Annotated in this window: 17 protein-coding genes and 1 CRISPR repeat array; of the genes, 2 read left to right on the top strand and 15 right to left on the bottom strand. The window is 57.3% G+C overall.

Annotated elements, in window-relative coordinates; translation table 11 throughout:
• The 4 genes from H9S92_RS14595 to coaD all read right to left on the bottom strand — a co-directional run.
• Positions 1 to 800 (bottom strand): transposase (locus H9S92_RS14595; protein WP_187465446.1); only part of this gene is annotated, 800 nt, incomplete at its 3' end.
• A 106-nt stretch (positions 801 to 906) separates the two neighbouring features.
• Positions 907 to 4,259: direct repeats of the CRISPR family, unit length 37 nt; unit sequence CTTCCGGAACCACATCCATTAAAAGAAGGATTAAGAC.
• Positions 4,260 to 4,369: 110 nt separating this feature from the next.
• Positions 4,370 to 4,807: an AAA family ATPase gene (locus H9S92_RS14590; RefSeq protein ID WP_187467432.1), complete on the bottom strand. Its 438-nt coding sequence runs from the start codon at positions 4,805 to 4,807 to the stop codon at positions 4,370 to 4,372.
• 83 nt (positions 4,808 to 4,890) lie between these two features.
• Entirely contained in the window at positions 4,891 to 6,234 is a 1,344-nt protein-coding gene (locus tag H9S92_RS14585) for a dihydroorotase (protein ID WP_187467431.1), read from the bottom strand.
• Positions 6,235 to 6,291: 57 nt separating this feature from the next.
• Positions 6,292 to 6,762: a pantetheine-phosphate adenylyltransferase gene (gene coaD, locus H9S92_RS14580; protein WP_187467430.1), complete on the bottom strand. Its 471-nt coding sequence runs from the start codon at positions 6,760 to 6,762 to the stop codon at positions 6,292 to 6,294.
• A gap of 386 nt (positions 6,763 to 7,148) precedes the next feature.
• Between coaD and H9S92_RS14575 the strand changes: the two genes are divergently transcribed.
• Both H9S92_RS14575 and H9S92_RS14570 read left to right on the top strand, forming a co-directional pair.
• Positions 7,149 to 7,898 carry a phosphatase PAP2 family protein gene (locus H9S92_RS14575; protein ID WP_187467429.1) on the top strand — a complete coding sequence of 250 codons (750 nt, stop codon included), beginning with the start codon at positions 7,149 to 7,151 and terminating at the stop codon, positions 7,896 to 7,898.
• A gap of 46 nt (positions 7,899 to 7,944) precedes the next feature.
• Positions 7,945 to 9,165, top strand: coding sequence for an NAD(P)-dependent oxidoreductase (locus H9S92_RS14570; protein ID WP_187467428.1), 1,221 nt, complete (start codon positions 7,945 to 7,947; stop codon positions 9,163 to 9,165).
• Here the strand turns inward: H9S92_RS14570 and miaA are convergent.
• The 11 genes from miaA to H9S92_RS14515 form a co-directional block, all read right to left on the bottom strand.
• Entirely contained in the window at positions 9,152 to 10,042 is an 891-nt protein-coding gene (gene miaA, locus H9S92_RS14565; RefSeq protein WP_187467427.1) for a tRNA (adenosine(37)-N6)-dimethylallyltransferase MiaA, read from the bottom strand. The genes H9S92_RS14570 and miaA overlap by 14 nt on opposite strands.
• A 17-nt stretch (positions 10,043 to 10,059) precedes the next feature.
• The gene (trpA, locus tag H9S92_RS14560; RefSeq protein WP_187467426.1) at positions 10,060 to 10,842 is read right to left on the bottom strand and encodes a tryptophan synthase subunit alpha; all 783 of its coding nucleotides are present in this window, start codon (positions 10,840 to 10,842) and stop codon (positions 10,060 to 10,062) included.
• 20 nt (positions 10,843 to 10,862) lie between these two features.
• Complete coding sequence (gene trpB / locus H9S92_RS14555) at positions 10,863 to 12,059, bottom strand: tryptophan synthase subunit beta (protein WP_222936119.1); 1,197 nt, start codon at positions 12,057 to 12,059, stop codon at positions 10,863 to 10,865.
• 100 nt (positions 12,060 to 12,159) lie between these two features.
• Complete coding sequence (locus H9S92_RS14550; RefSeq protein ID WP_187467425.1) at positions 12,160 to 12,762, bottom strand: anthranilate synthase component II; 603 nt, start codon at positions 12,760 to 12,762, stop codon at positions 12,160 to 12,162.
• A 60-nt stretch (positions 12,763 to 12,822) separates the two neighbouring features.
• Positions 12,823 to 14,250 carry an anthranilate synthase component I family protein gene (locus H9S92_RS14545; RefSeq protein ID WP_290282137.1) on the bottom strand — a complete coding sequence of 476 codons (1,428 nt, stop codon included), beginning with the start codon at positions 14,248 to 14,250 and terminating at the stop codon, positions 12,823 to 12,825.
• 458 nt (positions 14,251 to 14,708) lie between these two features.
• Positions 14,709 to 16,052, bottom strand: a complete 1,344-nt coding sequence (locus tag H9S92_RS14540) for a TolC family protein (RefSeq protein WP_187467424.1) — start codon at positions 16,050 to 16,052, stop codon at positions 14,709 to 14,711.
• Positions 16,053 to 16,111: 59 nt separating this feature from the next.
• Positions 16,112 to 16,582 (bottom strand): GtrA family protein, encoded by a 471-nt coding sequence (locus H9S92_RS14535; RefSeq protein ID WP_187467423.1) that lies wholly within the window; start codon positions 16,580 to 16,582, stop codon positions 16,112 to 16,114.
• Positions 16,579 to 17,121 (bottom strand): 5' nucleotidase, NT5C type, encoded by a 543-nt coding sequence (locus H9S92_RS14530; protein WP_187467422.1) that lies wholly within the window; start codon positions 17,119 to 17,121, stop codon positions 16,579 to 16,581. The genes H9S92_RS14535 and H9S92_RS14530 overlap by 4 nt, the downstream gene beginning before the upstream one ends.
• A 5-nt stretch (positions 17,122 to 17,126) precedes the next feature.
• Positions 17,127 to 20,321 (bottom strand): efflux RND transporter permease subunit, encoded by a 3,195-nt coding sequence (locus tag H9S92_RS14525; RefSeq protein ID WP_187467421.1) that lies wholly within the window; start codon positions 20,319 to 20,321, stop codon positions 17,127 to 17,129.
• A gap of 45 nt (positions 20,322 to 20,366) precedes the next feature.
• Complete coding sequence (locus H9S92_RS14520) at positions 20,367 to 21,557, bottom strand: efflux RND transporter periplasmic adaptor subunit (protein WP_187467420.1); 1,191 nt, start codon at positions 21,555 to 21,557, stop codon at positions 20,367 to 20,369.
• Positions 21,544 to 22,005: a MarR family winged helix-turn-helix transcriptional regulator gene (locus tag H9S92_RS14515; RefSeq protein WP_187467419.1), complete on the bottom strand. Its 462-nt coding sequence runs from the start codon at positions 22,003 to 22,005 to the stop codon at positions 21,544 to 21,546. The genes H9S92_RS14520 and H9S92_RS14515 overlap by 14 nt, the downstream gene beginning before the upstream one ends.
• Between the last annotated feature and the right edge of the window lie 79 nt (positions 22,006 to 22,084).

The raw sequence follows: 22,084 nt of genomic DNA, 5'->3' as shown, positions 1-22,084 counted from the left end.
CGCCAACGCTTTATGTATTGGTCAACAGTCTTCTTGACCGGTCGGAGGCGCGTCAGAAAAATGATCACCTCATCACCAGCGGTCCCTTTAGGATTAGGACGCATCGATATAAAATAGAACTGTCCACCCAACTTTATACGTTTGCGGCAGAACTTACCGTGACTCCGGCACTGGTCATACATCTGCTGATAAGTCTTACCGGGAGCTTCGTCTACAGCTTGGTAGAAGTCGCCGAACCTCAGTCGGATGACAAACTCTATTTTGTTGTCAATCAGGAACTTAAACCATTCTTGGCCGACATATTCTCGGTCAGCAAGCAGCGTCATGCCCTTCAGGTCGAGATGTTTCATCGCTTCAGTAAACAGAGCTTTGCGCTCTGCTTGGGAGGAAGCACCAATTTTACCTAGTTGTTTCCAATAGATGGGGATGGCCACGGAGCCGACTAGAACGCTCAACACCATGTAGTGATACTTTTGCTGACCTCGCTTCCAACTGGTACCATCCAAGAGTAAGTGAGTAAAACGAAAGCGACGAAGTAGGCTCAGCGTTCGTCGCTGAACGTCAAGAATAAAGCCAGCGTTGTCTTGCCAGGCATCGAAAAATCGAATCAATCGCTGATAGTGACTGGCGGGCTGAACAAGCGGTTTGTCGAGGGCCAAGCCGACATAATCCTTGAGTTTCCATAGGCTGCAAGTTCTTCCCAAAATGAGAAGTTGGCAGATCAAGTGAAGGTTTTTTGTAGCACCAAGACCGTATTTTCCGTACAAGTCAGTAAATTTACGCAGTTGCGGAGTGAGCATGAGTTGGAGTTGTGGTTAACCCCTAAGGTAGTGCTCGCTTCGCACTTTCTAAAAATGTAGAGTAGTGTGCTCATTTACATAAATAACTCCGTGATCAGTTGGTTCACTTCCGGAACCACATCCATTAAAAGAAGGATTAAGACCTTAATGTAAAGTTTATCATGATTGTTTATTTTGAACTTCCGGAACCACATCCATTAAAAGAAGGATTAAGACCCCAGGTAGGCCGGCGGTGAACATTGAACGCTCAACCTTCCGGAACCACATCCATTAAAAGAAGGATTAAGACTAACAACAACGCATTTTAAAGCTCTCTGTTGACTTCCGGAACCACATCCATTAAAAGAAGGATTAAGACACCCATACCTGCCCAAATTAACCATAATACTTCAAACTTCCGGAACCACATCCATTAAAAGAAGGATTAAGACCCAGTGGTAGAATGTACCGTCTTCGCGCTCGAAGACTTCCGGAACCACATCCATTAAAAGAAGGATTAAGACTTGTGCTGCCGTTAACACTAATACCCCAAATACTCCTTCCGGAACCACATCCATTAAAAGAAGGATTAAGACTGTTGGGAAATAGCCCCATTCGTCCCATTCCGCTGCTTCCGGAACCACATCCATTAAAAGAAGGATTAAGACAGTTTTTATTTACCGCTCCAAACGGACCAAAATCTCTTCCGGAACCACATCCATTAAAAGAAGGATTAAGACTGGTCGCTGAAATCTTTGTGGTAGCTTGACTTAGCCTTCCGGAACCACATCCATTAAAAGAAGGATTAAGACCGTATTCTTCGATGTTGTACAGACGTGCGTAGTGTCTTCCGGAACCACATCCATTAAAAGAAGGATTAAGACAACCCGTTACGGATAAGCGCAACCACCGTGTTAACTTCCGGAACCACATCCATTAAAAGAAGGATTAAGACGGGCGCGACGTTAGTCAACGTCGTAAAAGTCAACCTTCCGGAACCACATCCATTAAAAGAAGGATTAAGACGCCGCGTCGTTGACCATAGCGACCTCCTCAAAGGCTTCCGGAACCACATCCATTAAAAGAAGGATTAAGACACACCCCGCAGCGCTTTTGCGGCCTCTTCTCCCTTCGCTTCCGGAACCACATCCATTAAAAGAAGGATTAAGACTTTTTCATTCCCTTATAGAGCAAGCGCATTGCCGCCTTCCGGAACCACATCCATTAAAAGAAGGATTAAGACAAGTGAGAGGAAATAAACTCGTCGCCTTCTTTGGCTTCCGGAACCACATCCATTAAAAGAAGGATTAAGACCACACCCCTTTGGGTCTGCTTCGATTTGAGCTGGGCTTCCGGAACCACATCCATTAAAAGAAGGATTAAGACTGGGTGGCGGGGGATTACCTGACGAGCCTTACCCCGCTTCCGGAACCACATCCATTAAAAGAAGGATTAAGACTACGATGGGTCTCCACCCAGCACGTTGTAGCGCCTTCCGGAACCACATCCATTAAAAGAAGGATTAAGACTAAACCCGATGCCTAAACGGTACGTACCGTTAACTTCCGGAACCACATCCATTAAAAGAAGGATTAAGACTTTTGCCAAAGGTTTTTTTATACCCCATTGGTTTGCTTCCGGAACCACATCCATTAAAAGAAGGATTAAGACCAACTTTTTTTTGCATTTATTTTTGATTTTCCGCAACTTCCGGAACCACATCCATTAAAAGAAGGATTAAGACCCCGACCGTGTTGGCCTAGGCTTACAGTTGTGCTACTTCCGGAACCACATCCATTAAAAGAAGGATTAAGACTTGAATTTTGGTTTGCCTGTTTTTTTGTTGGTGCTTCCGGAACCACATCCATTAAAAGAAGGATTAAGACACGGGGCGTAAACGGTTTCAGGTTCGTCTATTCGCCCTTCCGGAACCACATCCATTAAAAGAAGGATTAAGACTCATCGGAATTAACACGAAACATAACATCCCCACAGCTTCCGGAACCACATCCATTAAAAGAAGGATTAAGACGCCGTACTGGTCAACACTTGCAGTGTCGTAGACGCTTCCGGAACCACATCCATTAAAAGAAGGATTAAGACGAGTAAAGATTTCATTTGTGGTAAGTTTTGCGGGAGCTTCCGGAACCACATCCATTAAAAGAAGGATTAAGACCGCCTCCCACTGAGCGATGGACACTTTGTTGGCTTGCTTCCGGAACCACATCCATTAAAAGAAGGATTAAGACCGTACATAATTCTTCTTTTTTGATGTTTTCGCGCACTTCCGGAACCACATCCATTAAAAGAAGGATTAAGACTTCGGGAAGTGTGTATTTGCCGTTTTCTAGGCAAAACTTCCGGAACCACATCCATTTAAAGAAGGATTAAGACTGTGTATTTGCCGTTTTCTAGGCAAATTTTAAGCACTTCCGGAACCACATCCATTAAAAGAAGGATTAAGACTAGGCTTAATTCGTCGTTGTGTTGCAATTCGGCGTTCTTCCGGAACCACATCCATTAAAAGAAGGATTAAGACTGAACGCGCGCCGTGGTTACGACACGCGCTGAATACTTCCGGAACCACATCCATTAAAAGAAGGATTAAGACCTACCTCGTCAATTTTGGTGATGTCGAAGCGCTTGCTTCCGGAACCACATCCATTAAAAGAAGGATTAAGACGTCCAATTGGCGTCGATGAAATCTAATGCGAACATCTTCCGGAACCACATCCATTAAAAGAAGGATTAAGACCAGGTGCTGCAACAGCTTGGCGAGGGAGGTAAGCTTCCGGAACCACATCCATTAAAAGAAGGATTAAGACCCCCCGACCATGTAACTCTCCCCATCGGGGTGATAGCTTCCGGAACCACATCCATTAAAAGAAGGATTAAGACCCCAATGGGGGCGGATACCAGCGGCCTGGGCGGCTTCTTCCGGAACCACATCCATTAAAAGAAGGATTAAGACTGGTGTTTTAGCATGTTTTGGAGCTGTTCTAGGGTCTTCCGGAACCACATCCATTAAAAGAAGAATTAAGACTGGTGTTTTAGCATGTTTTGGAGCTGTTCTAGGGTCTTCCGGAACCACATCCATTAAAAGAAGAATTAAGACAAGTCGCCGTCTTGGCCGTGGGCCAAGACGAAGCGCTTCCGGAACCACATCCATTAAAAGAAGGATTAAGACCAAGACGCGCTTGCGCCTCGGGGGAGAGAATTACAATCTTCCGGAACCACATCCATTAAAAGAAGGATTAAGACAAGACGATTTCTTGACGGTACATTTAGTTGCGATTTCTTCCGGAACCACATCCATTAAAAGAAGGATTAAGACGCCGTAAGGTAACCCGTTTCTAACACAGCTAACACCTTCCGGAACCACATCCATTTAAAGAAGGATTAAGACCGCGCAACGGCGCGGCCTTGGCCCGCTCGCGGGCGCGCTTCCGGAACCACATCCATTAAAAGAAGGATTAAGGCAGGGAGTTCAGCTACGTTGATCATTCTGCATAATTGCGGTAGCGGGCAGGCCGTTCCGTTTTATCAACAAAGTCTTTGCGCAGATTATTTTTCCCCCTTTGTGCCATAAACTATGCTGGAGACAATGTGGATAAATCTATGGAAGGCGTTGCGCCGTAGCGACCTTCCAGGTAGCGTTTTTCCTTATCCTTATCCGGTTGGCCCGGGTTGCCTTCGAAGTAGTTAAAATCAGACAAGGAATAGACGGTAGTAGCCCCCGCTTTGTTTTTTTCAACGAAATTGATTTGATCGCGGCGCAGGGGTACGGAGTTGAGCAGGTTGGTATCGTGGGTAGCCAGGAGCAGCTGGGCCTGCTTCGGGTTGGTTTTGGGGTCGAGGAAAAGTTTTACCAACGCAGCCGTCAGTTTGGTATGCAGCGGGGCTTCAATTTCGTCAATGATCACTACCCCACCCTTGCATAGAGTAAAGAGTATGGGCGGAATGGTATTGATCACCTTGCGGGTGCCGGACGATTCGCCCTCCCCCGCTCCTTCCCCTTCACTTTGCACCTGCGGCCGCGCCCGGAATACAGCAGCTCACGCAGGAAGCATGGTATACCTTCGCCGCACAGCGGCTCCACCAGGGCGGTTCCCTACCGATTAAAAGCCAGGCGCTCCCCCTTAAATTCCTCAAAAAACAGGCCCCGGTCGTAGGCCACGTGCCCGGAAACGATGGTTTGCCGCACCCGGCCGTGAAATTTACCGCCCTCCAGCGGAGACCAGCCCACCTTGTAAAAGATATTGTCCTGGGCCACCGTCCAGTCTTCGTTGGGGTCGTAGATGATGAGGTCGGCCCACATGCCTTCTTCGGCGTAGCCGCGGCGGTCGATCTGGAAACAGATGGCGGGGGCGTGCGACATTTTCTCGACCACCCGCTCCAGGCTGATCTCCCCGGCCTGCACCAGGCGCATCATCATGTCCAGGGAGTGCTGCACCAGCGGCAGACCGCCGGGGGCGGCGAAGTAATCCGTCTGGGCTTTTTCCTCCCAGGTGTGCGGCGCGTGGTCGGTGGCGATGACGTCGAAGCGATCGTCGAGCAGGGCGGGCAGCAGGGCCCGGCGGTGTTCCTCGCCCTTGATGGCGGGGTTGCACTTGATGAGGTTGCCGAGGCGGGCGTAGTCGTCGGCGTTGAACGTGAGGTGGTGGACGCAGACTTCTGCGGTGATTCGCTTTTCGGCCAGGGGGATGTCGTTGCGAAACAGCGCCACCTCATCGGCGGTGCTGATGTGGAGGATGTGCAGGCGCGTGTTGTGGCGCAGGGCCAGTTCCTTGGCCAGGGTGCTGCTGATGAGGCAGCCGGCGGCGGAACGGATGTTGGGGTGCTCCGCCACGGGGATGTCGTTGCCGTAGCGGGCGCGGGCGGCCTCGGCGTTGGCGCGGATGGTGGCTTCGTCTTCGCAGTGGGTAGCGATGAGGAGCGGACTGTTAGCGAAGAGTGCGTCGAGCGTTTTTTCGTCGTCCACCAGCATATTGCCGGTGCTGCTGCCCATGAAAATTTTGAGTCCGCAGACGGTGGCAGGGTCGGTGCGCAGGGCCTCCTCGCGGTTGTCGTTGGAGGCGCCCATGTAGAAACTGTAGTTGGCGGGGCTGACGGCGGCGGCGATCCGGTACTTATCGGCGAGCAACTCCTGGGTGAGGGCGGCGGGCTTCGTGTTGGGCATTTCCATGAAGGTGGTCGTCCCACCGGCTACGGCGGCGCGGCTCTCGCTCTTGATGGTGGCCTTGTGGGTTAGGCCCGGCTCCCGGAAGTGCACCTGGTCGTCGATAATGCCGGGCAAAACGAGGCAGCCTTCGGCATTGATTTCCCGGTCGGCCGGCCGGTCAATGCTGCCGCCCACCTGTTCGATGAAGCCGTTTTTGATGAAAATGTCTCCGGTAAAGCGGGTGCCACGGTTGACGATGGTTCCGTTCTTGATGAGCAGCGAAGGGCGGGGCATGGATCGGTATTGTACGTAGTGCGTAGATGGAAAAGACGGTGGGCAAAGAAAGCAAATTTAGCCGGCAGTTTTGCCAATCACCAGCCCCTCGGGCAGGAAGGGCCGGGCATCTCCGCCGCCTTTGATGATTTCCCGGACGATCGTGGAGCTGATGTGCGAGTAAGCCGGCTGGCTGATCAGAAAGAGCGTCTCCAGGCCATCCCCGACGATGCCGTTGAGCTGGGAAATCGTCTTTTCGTAGTCGAAATCACTGGCGTTGCGCAGGCCGCGGAGCAGATAGCGCGACCCGATTTTCTTGCAATAATGGGCAGTGAGGCCCTCAAAACTGCCGATTTCGATGCTCGGCTCGTCCTGAAACACTTCTTCCAGCCAGGCCAGGCGTTGTTCCAGCGAAAAAAGGGTTTGCTTCTGGCTGTTGATGCCCACCGCCACGACGATGCGATCAAATAAGGGTACGGCGCGGCGCACGAGTTCGACGTGCCCCACGGTGATGGGATCAAAAGATCCGGGAAATACGGCAGTTTTCATGGTCGCCAAGATAATGGTAAAGGGGGAAAGGGATAAAGGGGGAAGGGATTAAAGGGCGAAGGGCGTAGGTGAGATTTGCGCAGCATCCAGAATCAGTGGCACTCCCGAGCGCGCCCCCTGACCCCGGAAGGGGTCCAACCTCAATAACCCCGGATGGAGGATGCGCAGCTTCCGGAATCCGGGGTACTCCCAAGAAAATGCGCAGCATCCGGAATCCGGAGTACTCCCACTACTGAACTATGAACTACTGAACCACCAATCCGGGCGCGGCCGCAGGTGCTCCCCCCCGCCCCCCCGAAGGGGGGAGTGAGGACAAGGAGCAAAGGGCGCTTCGCATAAAACCCCCACGTTTCCCAGTTTACCCGGGCAGCCCTTACCTTCACGCCATGGTACAAGAGAACCTTTCGGAAAAGGTGGAAGCCAGCCCCTGGCGTTTTGTGTTGAACAACTGGCTCTTCATCGGCTGCACCTGCCTGCTGCTGATCATCAACGCCTGGCTGCTTTTCATCTCCAAGCAGGGCGATGAGCTGGTGTTCATCAACCAGTACCGAAGTCCGTTCTGGGACGTCTTTTTCAAGGTCGGCACCCACTTTGCGGAGCCCGTTGCCTACTTCGGCGTCTTGGTGATTGTGACGGCCTTCAGCTACCGCAAAGGCCTGTTCGTTGTCGTTGCTGGCGTGCTGGCGGGGGTGGTTTCCGGTTTGCTGAAATCCTACTTTGGCCAGGCGCGGCCCATGCGCTGGTTCTTCGATAACTACGAAGAGATCTGGCATTCCCTGAACCACTTTGAGGAGGAGTGGCGCAGCTGGGACCCCGACAGCAGCTTCCCCAGCGGGCACGCCACTTCGGCCTTTGCGCTCTACGGACTGCTGGCTTTCTTCGCCCGGACCCGTAAGATGCGGGTGACCGTGCTGTGCTTTTTCCTGGCCACCATGGTTTGCTTCAGCCGCATGTACCTGCTCTACCACTTTCTGCGGGACATCACCGTGGGCGCCGGCCTGGGCCTTTGCCTTGCGGCCATCACGTACTACCTTCACCGCCAATTGTGGCCCAATGCCCTCTGGCTGAACGGAGGCTGGCTGGACCGCTTTTCAGACTTGCCCGCCGTGCGCCGCCGCATTCCGCCCCCCGAATAGTTTTCTTTTGCGTACGCTTTGCCCTCACCACTTCTAAGCAATTTCCATGCCCTACCCCTCCATCGCCGTCATCCGGGAAGGCAAAACGCCGCCCGACAGCCGCACCCCACTTACGCCCGCGCAGGTAAAAAACCTCCGGGACCGCGGCCTCGACATCGTGGTGCAACCCAGCCCCGGGCGCATCTTTGTGGATGAGGAGTACCGGGCCCTCGGCATTCCACTCCAGGAAGACCTCTCCGATCGGCAGCTGCTGCTGGGCATCAAGGAAGTCCCCATCTCCCAACTTATCCCCGGAAAGATGTACTGCTTTTTTGCCCACGTGGGGAAGAAGCAGTCGTACAACCAGCCCCTGCTCCGGGCCCTGCTCGATCAGCAGATCCACCTGCTCGACTACGAGTACTTCACCGACGCGGAGCGCCGCCGCCTGATCGCCTTCGGCTACTGGGCCGGCATGGTAGGGGCCCACAACGCCATCTGGACCTACGCCCAGCGCACGGGCACTTTTACTCTCCCCCGGCTGAAAGACCTCTTCGACTACGCGGCGGCCAAAGAAGTCTACGCCGCTACCGATTTCCCGCCCCTGCGGGTGGTCCTGACGGGCAGTGGACGCGTCGGCATGGGTGCCGGACAAGTCCTGCTCGACATGGGCTTTGAAAAAGTGACGCCGCAGGACTACCTCGCTGGCAAGGGAAAGACCGTCTTTACCCGCCTCCACGTGACGGACTACGCCAAACACCCCAACGGCCAGCCCGTCGATAAAAACCACTTTTACCGCCACGGCGAAGAATATCAATCCAACTTTGGCCCCTACGCAGCGGTCTCCGACGTATTCATCAACGGCATTTTCTGGGACGGTAAAGCCCCGGCCTTTTTCACCCCCGAAGAGATGCGCCAGGACGACTTCCGCATCCAGGTGATCGGCGACATCACCTGCGACATCGCCCCGGACTCCAGCGTGCCCTCCACCCTCTTTGCCTCGACCATTGCCGACCCCGTCTTTGGCTACGACCCCCACACCGAGCGGGCCACCGCGCCCTACGGCTCAGACGTGATCGACGTGATGTCCATCGACAACCTCCCCAGCGAACTGCCCCGCGACGCCAGCAGCGCCTTCGGGGAAGTGTTCATCGAAAAGATTTTGCCGGAATTCGCCCGGCCCGATTCGGATATTCTGGAGCGGGCTACGATAACACGGGGCGGGCAGTTGGGGCCGGAATTCGGCTACCTCAAAGATTTTGCGGACCGGAGCCTGGTCAAAGGCGCTTAAGTTCCGCCAGCACATCCGCCACCCCCGCCACGGTGCGGTACTGGTCGTCTTTGCTGAACCACGTCACCTGTCGTTTGGCGTAGCGGCGGCTGTTGCGTTTGACGAGGTCGATGGCGGTGGCCCGGTCGTATTCTCCGCGCAGGTAGGGCCACCACTCCTGGTAGCCGACGGTTTGCAGGACGGGTAGGTCTTGGTGGGGGGCGAGCGACTGCACTTCGGCTTCCAGGCCAGCGGCAAGCATTGCGTCGACCCGCGCGTCGATGCGGGCGTAGAGCGCCTCCCGGGGCGGGTGGGCACGCAGGTAAAGGCAGCGGAAAGGACGCGCAGTCGTTTGCCCGAGGAAAGAAGAATAGGGCTGGCCGCTGGCGTAACACACTTGTAGCGCGCGCTCGAGACGGCGGGGGTTGGCCCGGTCCACTACGGCGTAGTAGGCGGGGTCCAGGCGGGAGAGTTCGGCTTGCAGTCCGGGCAATCCCTGCTCATTCAACAGACTTTGCACCTGCGACCGCGCCCCTTCCGTCACCTCCGGAAATTCGTCTAAACCCTCGCAAAGCGCGCGCAAATACAGCCCACTACCGCCCACGAGCACCGCGTAGGGATGGCTTTCGAAAATGGTATGGAGGCGCTGCAAAGCCTCCTCAGCAAAACGACCAGCGGAGAGGGGATCGAGCAAACTACGGTCCGCAATGAAGTGGTGCCGCACCAGTGCCAGTTCCTGATCCGTAGGCCGTGCATTCCCGATGGTCATCTCGCGGTAAAACTGCCGGCTATCTCCACTGATGATCTCCGTGCCGAAATGCTGCGCTACGGCAATGGCCAGGCCCGTTTTGCCGCTGGCCGTGGGGCCACCAATGACGATCAGCGTCTTCTTTTCCATGTACTCTTTTGGGCGGGCTAAAGCACTGGCTCCAGGATGCTTTCTACAAATGCTGTGGTGGTAGCGGCCACGTCTTCGGTATCCTTGAGGGCCCGGATAAACGCGCTGCCGATGATGGCCCCGTTGGCGTAAGCGCAGGCTTTCTGGAAGCTGCGCGCGTCGCTGATGCCGAAGCCAATGAGCCGGGGCTGCGGCAGGTTCAGGGCGGCGACGCGGGCGAAGTAGGCCTCCTGCTCCGGCGTAATCTCTCCGCTCTTGCCCGTGATGCTGCTGCTGGAAACGACGTAGAGGAAGCCCGTGCTGATGGCCCCTATTTTGCGGATCCGCTCCTCGCTCGTCTGCGGCGTGATGAGGAAGGTCACCTGCAAATCCTGGGCTTCGGCCAGGTGACGGAACTCGGCCTCGTACTCGACGATGGGCAAATCGGGTAAAATCAGGCCATCTACGCCGGCGGCTTTGGCGGCGGCAACGAAGCGTTCCGGACCGTACTGCAGCACCTGGTTGTAGTAGCCCATGAGCACCAGGGGAATGGTGGTGCCTTGGCGGGCGGCGGTGATTTGGGCGAAGAGGACATCCAGGGTCATCCCGTTTTTCAGGGCGTGCATGCTGGACTGCTGGATGGTCTCCCCATCTGCCATGGGATCGGAGTAGGGCATACCGATTTCGATCAGGTCGGCCCCCGCCTCGGCCAGGTTGTGGATGATGACGCCGGTACTCTCCAGGGTGGGGTAACCTGCGGTGAAGTAGACATTAAGGATGCCGGTGCTTTTGGACTGGAACAATTCCGTCAGGCGATTCATTGGACGCAAATTTTGGGTGCTCAGAGGCGGTTCAGGTAGGTTTCGTAGGCGGCCAGGTCTTTGTCGCCGCGGCCACTGAGGCAGATGACGATCACGTCTTCGGGTCCGTACTGCATCTGGTTGAGGGCGGCAAATGCGTGGGCGGTTTCCAGGGCGGGGATGATGCCTTCGGTGCGGGTGGTGAAGAGAGCCGCGGCCAGGGCGTCATCGTCGGTAACGCTGATGGCTTCGGCGCGGCGGGAGTCGATCAAATAGGCGTGCAAGGGGCCGATGCCGGGGTAATCGAGGCCGGCCGAGATGCTGTAGGGTTCGACGACCTGCCCGTCTGCGGTTTGCATGAGCAGGGTGCGGGCGCCGTGGATGATGCCTTCGGTCCCCAGCACGGAGGTGGCCGCCGACTCGCCAGAGTCTACGCCCAGGCCCGCTGCCTCAACGGCGATGAGGCGGACGCGCTCGTCGTTGAGGTAGTGGTAAAAAGCCCCGGCGGCGTTGCTGCCCCCACCCACGCAGGCCACTACGGCATCGGGGTATTCCCGGCCGACCTTTTCCTGCAATTGCCACTTCATCTCTTCAGAAATGACCGACTGGAAGCGGGCCACCATATCGGGGTAAGGGTGTGGGCCCACCACCGAACCGATGATGTAGTGCGTGTCTTCGGGGTTGTTGATCCAGTCGCGGATGGCCTCGTTGGTGGCGTCCTTGAGGGTACGGGAGCCGCTTTTGGCGGGACGCACCTCCGCGCCCAGCATGCGCATGCGGGCTACGTTGGGGGCCTGCCGCTCAATGTCTACCTCGCCCATGTAGACGATGCATTGCAGCCCGACCAAGGCACAGACGGTGGCCGTGGCTACGCCGTGCTGTCCTGCGCCGGTTTCGGCAATGATGCGGGTTTTGCCCAGGCGCTGGGCCACCATGATCTGCCCGATCGTGTTGTTGATTTTGTGGGCACCGGTGTGGTTGAGGTCTTCCCGCTTGAGGTAAATCCGGGCACCGTAGTGGGCGCTGAGGCGCTTGGCGTAGTAGAGCGGGCTGGGCCGGCCAACGTAGTCTTTCAGCAAACTGTCAAACTCGGCCTTGAAGGCAGGCTCGGCAATCATCTCCCGGTAGCAATTCCGCAGCTGCTCGATGTTGGGGTGCAGCATTTCGGGGATATACGCGCCGCCAAAACGACCGTAGTAGCCGTGCTCATCAACGTCGATGTGAATATTCTTGGTCATGGTAAAAACGCCGGGTGGCGTGGTTTGGAAAAGGTAGGAAAGTTGCTTCTCCGGGGCTGGAGCTAAACCCCGGTCGGCGGGGAAGGTTCCGCCGGGAAGTTTATACCACAGCGGGCTCCGCCACCCGCTGGCGGACGTACTGGAGCACGTTGCGGATCATCCGCCGGCCGTGGGCCGTCATGATGCTCTCGGGGTGAAACTGGACGCCAAAGATCGGGTACGCGCGGTGCTGGACGGCCATGATGCCCCCGCTTTCGTCGGTAGCCGTAACCTCAAGTTCGGCGGGTAAAGTGGCCGGGTCGAGTACCCAGCTGTGGTAACGCCCGGCGTTGAATTTTTCGGGAACGCCGGCGAAGAGCACATCGTCCGTTTTCGTCCGCAGCATCTCCGTTTCAATGCCGTGCAAGACCTGGTCGAGGTTGTGCAAAGTCCCCCCAAAGGCCTCGCCAATGGCCTGGTGCCCCAGGCAGACGCCCAGGATGGCCTTCTGGCCAGCGTACTGCCGGATCAAATCCGGCATGATGCCCGCTTCACGCGGGACGCCCGGGCCGGGAGACAAAACAATGAGGTCGTACTCCCCCACCCGGTCCAGGCTGATTTCGTCGTTGCGGAATACATCAATCTCACATTCCAGCTCTTCCTCGATGTACTGGACGAGGTTGTACGTGAAGCTGTCGTAATTATCGAGAACAAGAACTTTCATTTTGAGAAAATTTTGGATGAGTAACAATTAAATACCGATTCCGCCAGGGCTACTGGTGGCTCAGAAGGTTTCGGCCTTCGCCAGTGCTTTGGTGAGGGCCCCGAGTTTGTTGTAGACTTCCTGGCATTCACTGGCTTCGTCGCTGGCGGCAACCACGCCGGCACCGGCCTGGTAGTAAAGGACATTATCCTGGCTGAAGAACGAGCGGATGAGGATGGCCTGGTTCATGCCGCCCCGGAAGTCGATGAAGCCGATGGCCCCGCCGTAAAAACCCCGCTGCTGGTTTTCGTACTGGTTGATGAGTTCAATGGCCTTGTACTTCGGGGCGCCCGAGAGCGTGCCGGCGGGGAAAGTATCGCCGAAGATCCGTACCGTATGCGCAGCGTTTTCGAGGTCGCCTTCGACGGTAGAAACCAGGTGGATGACGTGGCTGTAGTAGTGGACTTCCCGCAGGCTCGTTACCCGGACGTTTTTGGTGTGGCGGCTGAGGTCGTTGCGGGCCAGATCGACGAGCATGACGTGCTCTGCGTTCTCCTTGGGATCGGCCAGGAGGGCTTTGGCGGCGGCATCGTCTTTGAGCTTATCCCCCGTACGGCGGTAGGTGCCGGCGATGGGGTTCAGCCGGGCCGTGCCATTGCCAATCACCATCTGGCTTTCCGGACTGGAGCCCATGATGCGGTAGTCGCCGTAGTCGAAGTAAAAGAGGTAGGGCGAAGGGTTGATGCTCCGCAGGGCGCGGTACACCTGAAATTCATCCCCCCGGAAGCCCTGCTGGAACTGCCGGCTGAAGACGATCTGAAAAACATCGCCGATCCGGCAGTGGTGTTTCCCCGCAGCAACGAGCTCCCGGAAAGCTTCGTCGGTGAGGTTGGAAGTTTCCTCGCCCCGGCGCGCGAAGGGGTGTACTCCCCCACCCCGCTTGATGGCCGCTTCGACCTCGGCAATGCGGGAGCTTTCCCCCACCGGCAGGTTTTCCAGCATAATGAGCTCATCCCGATAGTGGTGAAAGACGAGCACGAAACGGTAGAGGTGGTAGCGGAGGTCGGGAGCCCGCAACACCCGTTCGTTATCGAAGGTCAGCGTATCGAAGTACTGTACCCCTTCAAAATTGGTGTGCCCGATCAAGCCGTTGAACTGCCCGCTGACGGGGTCGGCCGTCGTGGTATCCAAGGCGAAACTGCCCAGGAATTCGTGCAGCGCCTGGGAGACGGTATTGACGTCCGTCACCCGCTCTGCGGGCAGCGCCCGGCCCAGCACCCGACGGTGAATGGTGCCGGCATCGACGCTGAACGAGGCCAGCGTTTCGAGGCCGAGGATGGAATAATAGTGTTCGTTGTCGCGCGCTTCGTTGGACTCCAGCAAGACGGGGTCAGTGAATTCATCGCGCAGGGCCAGGTAAAGCATCACCGGGGTGAGCTGGTCGGCGGTCAGCCGGTGGGTCAGCACCTGGAGGTGGGTACGGGTGGAAGGATCGGCAGAAACAGTCACGGTAAGGAGTTTGGGGTCAGAAAAGCCACCGGGCGGGCACAAAAAAAGCCCGCCGGAGCAATCCGACGGGCTTTCATTTTCTTTGTTTTACGCAAACAAGGCCACATCAGCTCGCTCGGAGAGAACGCTGCAGCCACCACCAGTTGTTGTTAAGGTTATTCGTTTGCATGGCGTGAAGGTAAGGGCGCGTGCGGGACATGTGCAAATGATTTTTAGCGGGGGATGGTTTTGTAGTTCATAGTTCAGTAGTTCAGTAGTTCATAGTTCAGAAGTTCATGGTTCAATAGACACACTTAAGAGGAACAGTCTCCGAAAGTGCCCTGGTCGAGGCGTTGTAGGCCGAACTGCCCCGTGCGGCAGCAAACCACGAAGTAGCAGCGGAGCTAATCAAATATCAAATATCAAGAATCGTCTATTGTCTATCAAAACGCCCCTTCGCCGCACAGCAATCAACCTTCTCAATCCACAATCTGCCCCGTCAAACGCAGCAGCTCGGTCTCGGTGTTCTTGAGGTTGAGCAGGGCGTTGAGGAGCTGGAATTCGGCGTTGACGTAGTTGAGCTGGATGGCGCGGTAGTCGAAGCTGTTGATGGTGCCGCCTTTCAGGCGTTCTTCGCTGATGTTGAGGTTTTGTTCGGCGTTAGCGATGAGGCGGCGGGTGAGGTCGACGATGGCGCGCTGGTTCTCGTAGCGGTCGAGGGTATTGAGCAGGGTGGCCCGGAGTTGCTGGCTGGTGGCCTCCACGTCGAGGCGGGCGGTGATTTCCTGGAGCTTGGCGGATTGGGTCCGGACGTTACGCGCGCCTCCGTCGAAGAGCAAGTGGTTAACGGTAAAGCCGAGCTGGCCGTTGAGCGTAGTGGCACCGATGCCGGGCAGGTCGCGGGGGTCGGGCGGGCCATCGCCAAAAACGAAAGTCTGCGTTCCGGTAGCTAAACTGTAATCGTAGCTGACGCCTGCGGTGAGGCCAATGGTGGGTTTGTGCTCGGCGGCAATCAGGCGGGTATTAAGGCTGGCCAGCACTTGGTTGACGCGCAGGGTGCGCAGTTGGCTGTTGGTGGCCAGCAGCTGGTTTTCCAAGCCCGCCCGATCGTAGTTTTCGGCCACCTCGTCCAAGGGCGTTGTCAGGGTCAGTTCCTGGTTCAGGTCTTCCTCACCCACCACCTGGAGGAGGTTGCGGATGGCCAACTGGAGATTGAGTTGTTGCACCACCAGGTTGGTGGAGTCGGTCAGGTAAGCATCCCGCGCCTGCAACTCTTCAAAGGTGCCGCCCTGGCCGTATTCGGCGCGGATTTGCTGGTAAGTGATGCGGTCACGGCTCAGGCCCAGAACGCGCTGGCGAACCTCTAGCTGTTCCTGCTGGACAACGGCGTTGTAGTAGGCATTGATAACGGCGGCCAGGGTGTTTTCCACCTGGATCTGGAGTTGACCGGCGCTGAGGTCGGCCAGCGTGGCCAGGCGGTCTTTGGTCATCTCGATTCGTCCGCCGTTGAACAGCGTCCAGTTGAGGTTAGCGGCCGGGGCTACGTTGTAGGAAAAAGTAGAGGAACTGACGACGATGCTGGCCGGGTTGTTATTGCTCCGGTAGCCGATGCCGGGGCTCAGGCCCAGGGTGATGGTGGGCATTTTGCCCGTCAGCGCATAGTTGTCGTCGTTGCGGGCCACGTCGAGATTGGCCTGGGCCAGCCGGATCTGGTAGTTGTTGGCCAGCCCCAGCTGGATGGCGTCGCTCAGGCTCAGGCTTTGCTGGGCGCTGACGCAGGTGCAAAGGAGCGGGATGAGAAAGCAAAGTTGGAGTGTACGCATTGTCGTTGGGTAGTAAATCTTGGGGATTGAAAATAGAATGGGTTGGCAGGCAGGCAAAATCAGCCGGGGTCCGACTCCTCCTTGCTCCTTGTCCAAACTCCCCCCTTCGGGGGGTCGGGGGGGAGCACCTGCGGCCGCGCCCCTTCGAACACGCGCCGCTTGGCGTAGAAATTGTAGAAAAAGACGACGCCCGTCGCCACCAGTTTGATGGCCCATTCCTCGGTGCCCACCAGGGGGAAGCGGTGGAGGCCGGTGACGATGAGCCAGTCGAGGAGCAGGCCCACCGCGCTGGCCAGCATGCTGAGCACGAAGGCACTCCAGAGCGAGCGCCGCAGCTGGAAAACGAAGTAACGCTGGAGAAAAAAATTGAGCACCACACTACTGGAATACGCCAGCACCGTGGCCGGCCCGGGCGGCAGGTAACGGTCTACCAGCACCAGATAGAGCCCGTAGTTGATGCCCGTAGCCACCAGCCCCGTCAGGGCAAAGGGGATTTTTTCCCGCACGAAGTGCCAAGCCCTTTCCCTCATGCCGTTTCCGCTCCGTTGGCCAGGGCCCGGAAGTAGTCGCGGACCTCCAGCCAGTTGTTTACGCGCCGGTACCCCGTGGCGTGGACGTTGTGGAAGGAAGTGAACAGCAGCCCGGTGCCGTTGAACCCGGCCAGGTTGCTCACCTTGTCGTCAATCATGTAATCACCGTGCACGATGCGCTTATCGCCGCAAAAAACGATGCGCGTGTGGTGGATGAAGGGCAGGTGCTCCTCCAGCCAGTTGTACTTATCGATGAAGCTGTAGCGGAACTCGGTGGCCGTAGTAACGATGAAGACTTCGTGGGCGTCGTAGAGTTCCCGGACGACCTCGGCGGCGTCGGGGAACAGGGCAACGTCGCGGAAAAAGCCCGGGTCGTACATGGCTTTGCGCAGTTCGGCGGCTTCGGGAAGGTCGTAGACCTTGATGCCGTGCAGTTCTTCGGCGCTGGGGCGGCGGCCGAAGCGTTGCTCGTGCAGGTCGATAAACTTAACGTAAGTATCGGCCAGCACTTCGTCCATGTCAATGATGATGCGGGGCATGAGGACTAAAGTTCGATTTCCTGGGGCGTTTCCCTGGCGGGGCTGCCGTAGTTTTCGTTTTCGAAGTTCAGTTGCTTGTACGCCGGTTCCACCTCGCGGTACTCCTCGATGGAGGAGTTCGTCAGGCGGGCCAGGTAGTAGCGGAAGCGGTTGAGCAAGACCACCAGGGCGGGCAACAGGACGAGCAGGATCAGCGTAGTGGCCAGCAACCCGAAGGCCACCGAAATGGCCATGGGGATGAGGAACTGGGCCTGCCGGCTCTTGTTGAGCAGCAGCGGCGCGAGGCCCGCAAAAGTAGTCACGGTGGTGAGCAGGATGGGCCGGAAGCGGCTGTAACCCGCATCCCGCAGCGCATCCATCATCGTCATCCCGTTGCGGATATTGTCGTTGTAGGTGGCGATGAAGACCAGTCCGTCGTTAACAATTACCCCCACCAGGGCAATGACGCCAAGGGCGGAGAAGAGCGAGATGGGCTTATCCATCAGCCAGTGCCCCCAGATCACGCCGATGAATCCGAAGGGGATGAGGAGGAAGAGGATGAGGGCCTGAAGAACGGACCGGAAGGTGAGGGCGACCACGAAAAACATGAGGGCCAGGACGACGGGTACGACGATGGCCGCCGAGGCCGCCGTCTTCTGTTGGTTGCGAACCTGCCCGTCGGTAACGGTACTCACGCCCGGGTAGCGATCAAGCACGGCGGGCAGGATGACGCCCTGGACTTTCCCGTTGACGTCGGTGACGGACACCGAGTTATCGGATACGTCGGCATCGATTTTCACTTCGCGTTTGCCATTGACGTGGTTGATGGCGATGACGCCGCGCTGGGGCTCCAGGTCGGCAATCTCGGAGAGCGGGTACTCACTGCCGTCGGGCAGGCGGATGCGCATATTTTGCAGGTCATAGATGCTGCGGCGGCTGTCTTCGCCGTAGCGGAGCCAGACGCGGACTTCATCCTCGCCCCGTTGCAGGCGCTGGGCCTCGGTACCGAAAAAGGCGGAACGGACTTGCCCGACGATGTCTTGGAGGTCGAGGCCGAGGTAACGGGCTTTTTCCTTGAGCGAAATGTTCATTTCCCGGAGCCCTTCCTGGTTGTTGTCGACTACGTCGGTCAGTTCCGTCATCTGTTCCAGCTCGGCTTTGAGGTCGGCCGTAGCCGCTTCGAGTTCGTCGATGTTGCTGCCGACGAGACTGACGCTGACGGGTTTACCAAAGAAGGAACCGCCGCCGAAGGAGAGTACCTCGGCTTCGTCGACCGGCCCCACGGCGGCGCGGATGGCGTTGGTGACCTCGCGTTGCGTGATCGGTTCCCGCTCTTCGCCGGGGATCAGGGCAACATTGATGCTTCCCTGGTAGGCGGTGGGGCCCACGGTGGTCTGGATGCGTTCCACCAGTTCTTTTTCGCCGTTGTACGTTTCGTCGCTCATCCGGCGATTGACTTTTTCGGCGGCCAGCACGATGCGGTCAAGGACTTCCTTGGTTTTGCTTTCCGGCGTGCCCGCGGGCAGTTGCAGCGTGATGGCCACGTCATCGCCCTCAATGATGGGGAAGAAAGTGGTTTTGACGAATCCGCCCTGCACGAGGCCAAAACTCAGGAAGAGCAGCGCCAGGCAGCAGGCCAGGGTAACGAATTTGTGGCGCACCGTCCAGTCGAGCACGGGCACGTACATGCGGTCGCGCATCAGGTTCATCAGGGCATCGAAGCGCCGCTGGATCCAGTTGGGCTCGGCCCCGGCGGCCAGGGCCTTGCTGTGGGCCACGTGAGTGGGCAGGATGACGGCACCCTCCACCAGGGAGAAGGCCAGGGAGAAGATCACGACGATGGCCATTTCCAGGAAAAAATCGCCGAGAGATCCATCGAGGAAGAAGAAACTGGAGAAGGCGATGATCGTCGTAAGCACCGCCGCGAATACGGCCGATAAGACGTTGTTGGTGCCGTCGATGGCGGCCTTGACGCGGGGCACTCCTTTTTCGTGGTAGCTGAAGATGTTTTCCCCGATCACGATGCCGTCGTCAACGAGGATGCCAATCACCAGGATCATCCCGAACAGGGAAATGACGTTGAGCGTGATGCCGAGGAAGTTGGCGATGATGAACATCCCGGCAAAACTGATGGGGATGGACAGGGCCACCCAAAAGGCAAGGCGCCAGTGGAGAAACACGGCCAGGAGCACACAGACTATGAGGAAGCCCTGCCAGCCGTTCTGGATCAGGGTATCGATGCGCTGCCGCAGCGTAATGCTGGCGTCGCTGATGACCGAGGCCCGGATGTTGGCGTTTTCGGCGTTGAATACTTCGAGGTACTCCTTGACGCGGTCGGTGATGTAGAGCATGTCTTCATCCAGGGTATTCTGGACGGAGACGCTGACCGAGGGGCTGCCATCGAGGTAGGCGCGGTTGGGTTGGTCGGACCAGCGGTCGCGCACCGTCGCCACCTGCGAGAGGCGGACGACGCCGCCGGCCGGGGTGGTTTTGACGATGATGTCGCGCAGGCCATCGGCGTAATATTCCTTGTTGCGGGCGCGGAGCAGCAGTTCTTCTTCCGTTCCTTTGACGGTGCCGCCGGTGATGTCAACGTTGGTGCGCCGCACGGCGTCGGCCGCCTCCTGGAAGGTCAGTTGGTAGGTCTGCAAGTCGGCTTCGCGGAAGGCGATTTCGATTTCTTCGTCGGGGAAGCCGGAGAGCTCCACCTTGGAGAGGCCTTCGATGGCCAGCAGGTCATCTTCCACCTGCCGGGCGGCGGCCTTGAGGGCTTCGAGGCTGACGTTATCCCCCGACAGCGCGAAGGTGATGGCCCGGCCCAGCTGCTCCTGCTTGTAAATCACGGGCGGCTCCATGCCCACGGGGAAGCTGCTGATGCGGTCTACCTCGTTTTTCACATCCTGCAAAATCAGGTCGGTATCGTAGCCCTTGAGGACTTCGACGGTGATGCGGCCGGAGTTTTCGGAGCTGACGCTGGTGTAGCGCTCCACGCCCGTAAGGCCCTTGAGGCCCTCTTCGATTTTGTTGATGATGCCCTCTTCCACTTCCTCCGGGCTGGCACCGGGGTAGATCAACTGTACGTTGATGATGCGGCTGGGGGACTCGGGAAAGAAGGTCGCCTTCATCTGCCCGAGGCTGATTACGCCCAGGATGAGGATGCCGAACATCAGCAGGTTGGCCGCAACCGGGTATTTGACGAAATAGGCAATGAATCCTTTCATCTTACTGGATTTTTGGGGTGGAACCGGGGTTCCTAAGGGGAAGGATTAGCGGGAAACGGGCTGGGGGGTGGTTGGGGCGTTCTGCTGCGCCTGGCCGGTGCCACCGGTGTTTTTCGTCTGTACGCGCATGCCATCGAAGGCACCGGCAACTTCGCTCACCAGCAGTTGGGCCCCTTCGGGAATGCCGGAGACGATGACGGTTTCGCGATTGAACTTCTCGACGACCACGGGATGGAGGGACAGCAGAGTGTCGTTTTTAACGAGGTACACTTCGCGTTCGTTGAGCAGGAGGTCGCGGTCAATTTCCACCACGTTGCTCAGGGTGATGGCACTGGCTTCCCCGCGCAGGTACATGCCTTCGCGGAGTTCTTTGCCGCTCACGCCCACGTAGACGCCGACGGTCTGGGTCAGCGGATCAATCTGGTCGCTGATGCGCCGGATTTGCCCCTTCCAGCTGCCGGCGATGTCTTCGCTCGTCAGCGTCACCTCGCCGCCCGTTTTCAGGGAACTGAGTTGGGAGAGGGGGACGGTAGCGACCAATTCGTAGTAGCCCGTTGCCATCAGCTCACCAATCTGCTGGCCAGTGCGGACGATGGCGCCCTTATCGATGCTCGTGGAGGTGAGTACACCGGCGAAGGGGGCGCGGATGACGTACTTAGACAGGCGCTCTTCGCCGCTTTTGATCGTGTAGTACTGGGTGTAGAGGTTCTTGCCGGCCACGAAGAGCTTTTCGCGCTGGTTCTGCGCCGTGGGCAGCGGCTGGATGCTTTTCTCCACGTCAAAAGCATTGAGGTAGGCCTCCCAGGCGGGAAAACTCTCGGGATAGTCGATTTTCAGATCGGGCATGATCGTGGCGATCGTGTTGAGCAGCGTCGCCTTCTGGGCGAGCAGGCTCAGGCGGGCCTCTTCGTCGTCAATGCGCAGGAGCACCTCGCCGTTGCCGAAGTAGCTGCCTTTTTTGAAGGGTTTGCCCGTTTCGTTCACCACGCCGCCCACTTCGCTGAACAGGGCGATTTTGTTGTAGGCTTCGAGCCGGCCCTGGACGGCCAGCTTGGTCGCTACCTGGGTATTGGCCACCGTGCGCGTCTCCACGTTTTTGATGCGCTTGGCAATCTCCCGCTTCGGTGGATCTTCTTTGAGGGAGGCCAGGTACTTCATCCCGAAATACCCCAAGAGGATGATGACCACACCGATGATGACCAGGATCACGGTGCGCAGGGTGCTATTCTTTTTCATTTTGGCTGAGTTCGTCGTGGAGGTTTGTGTACATTTTTTGGAGGACTTTCACGCAGGTATGCATATCCTCGGGGGTAATTTCGTGGGAGGCAATATCGATCGTCCGCCGGGCCCGCTCGGCGGCGTAGTGCCACAGGCGGTGGGCTTTTTCCGTCAGGTAAATGTGTTTCTGGCGGCGGTCGTGGGGGTCAATGCGTCGCTCAATGAACTGGCCCTGTTCCAGGTGGTTGAGGGCCCGGGCGACAGTTCCTTTGTCCTTGATGGTGGAAATGGCGAGGTCTTGCTGCCGCATACCATCGTGTTCCATCAGGTCGGAGAGCAAGCCCATGTGGGTGCCCTGCGGGAGGAATTCCTCGAATTCCATCCGCTCCAACATGACCCTGGCGAGTTGCCGGCCCACGCGGTTGGTAAGAAAAATAACGTTGTCCTGGCGGGCCGTTGACGACAAAGTAGTTGCGTTTGCAACGGTTAACGCGCGGTGTGGGCTTCGGTTGAGGGTTTGGGAGGATTTTGGAAAATAAACGAGC

The sequence above is a fragment of the Neolewinella lacunae genome (assembly GCF_014349155.1).
Lineage (GTDB): Bacteria > Bacteroidota > Bacteroidia > Chitinophagales > Saprospiraceae > Neolewinella > Neolewinella lacunae.
The sequence above is the reverse complement of the archived record's forward strand: the minus strand, read 5'-3'. Positions and strand labels throughout refer to the sequence as shown.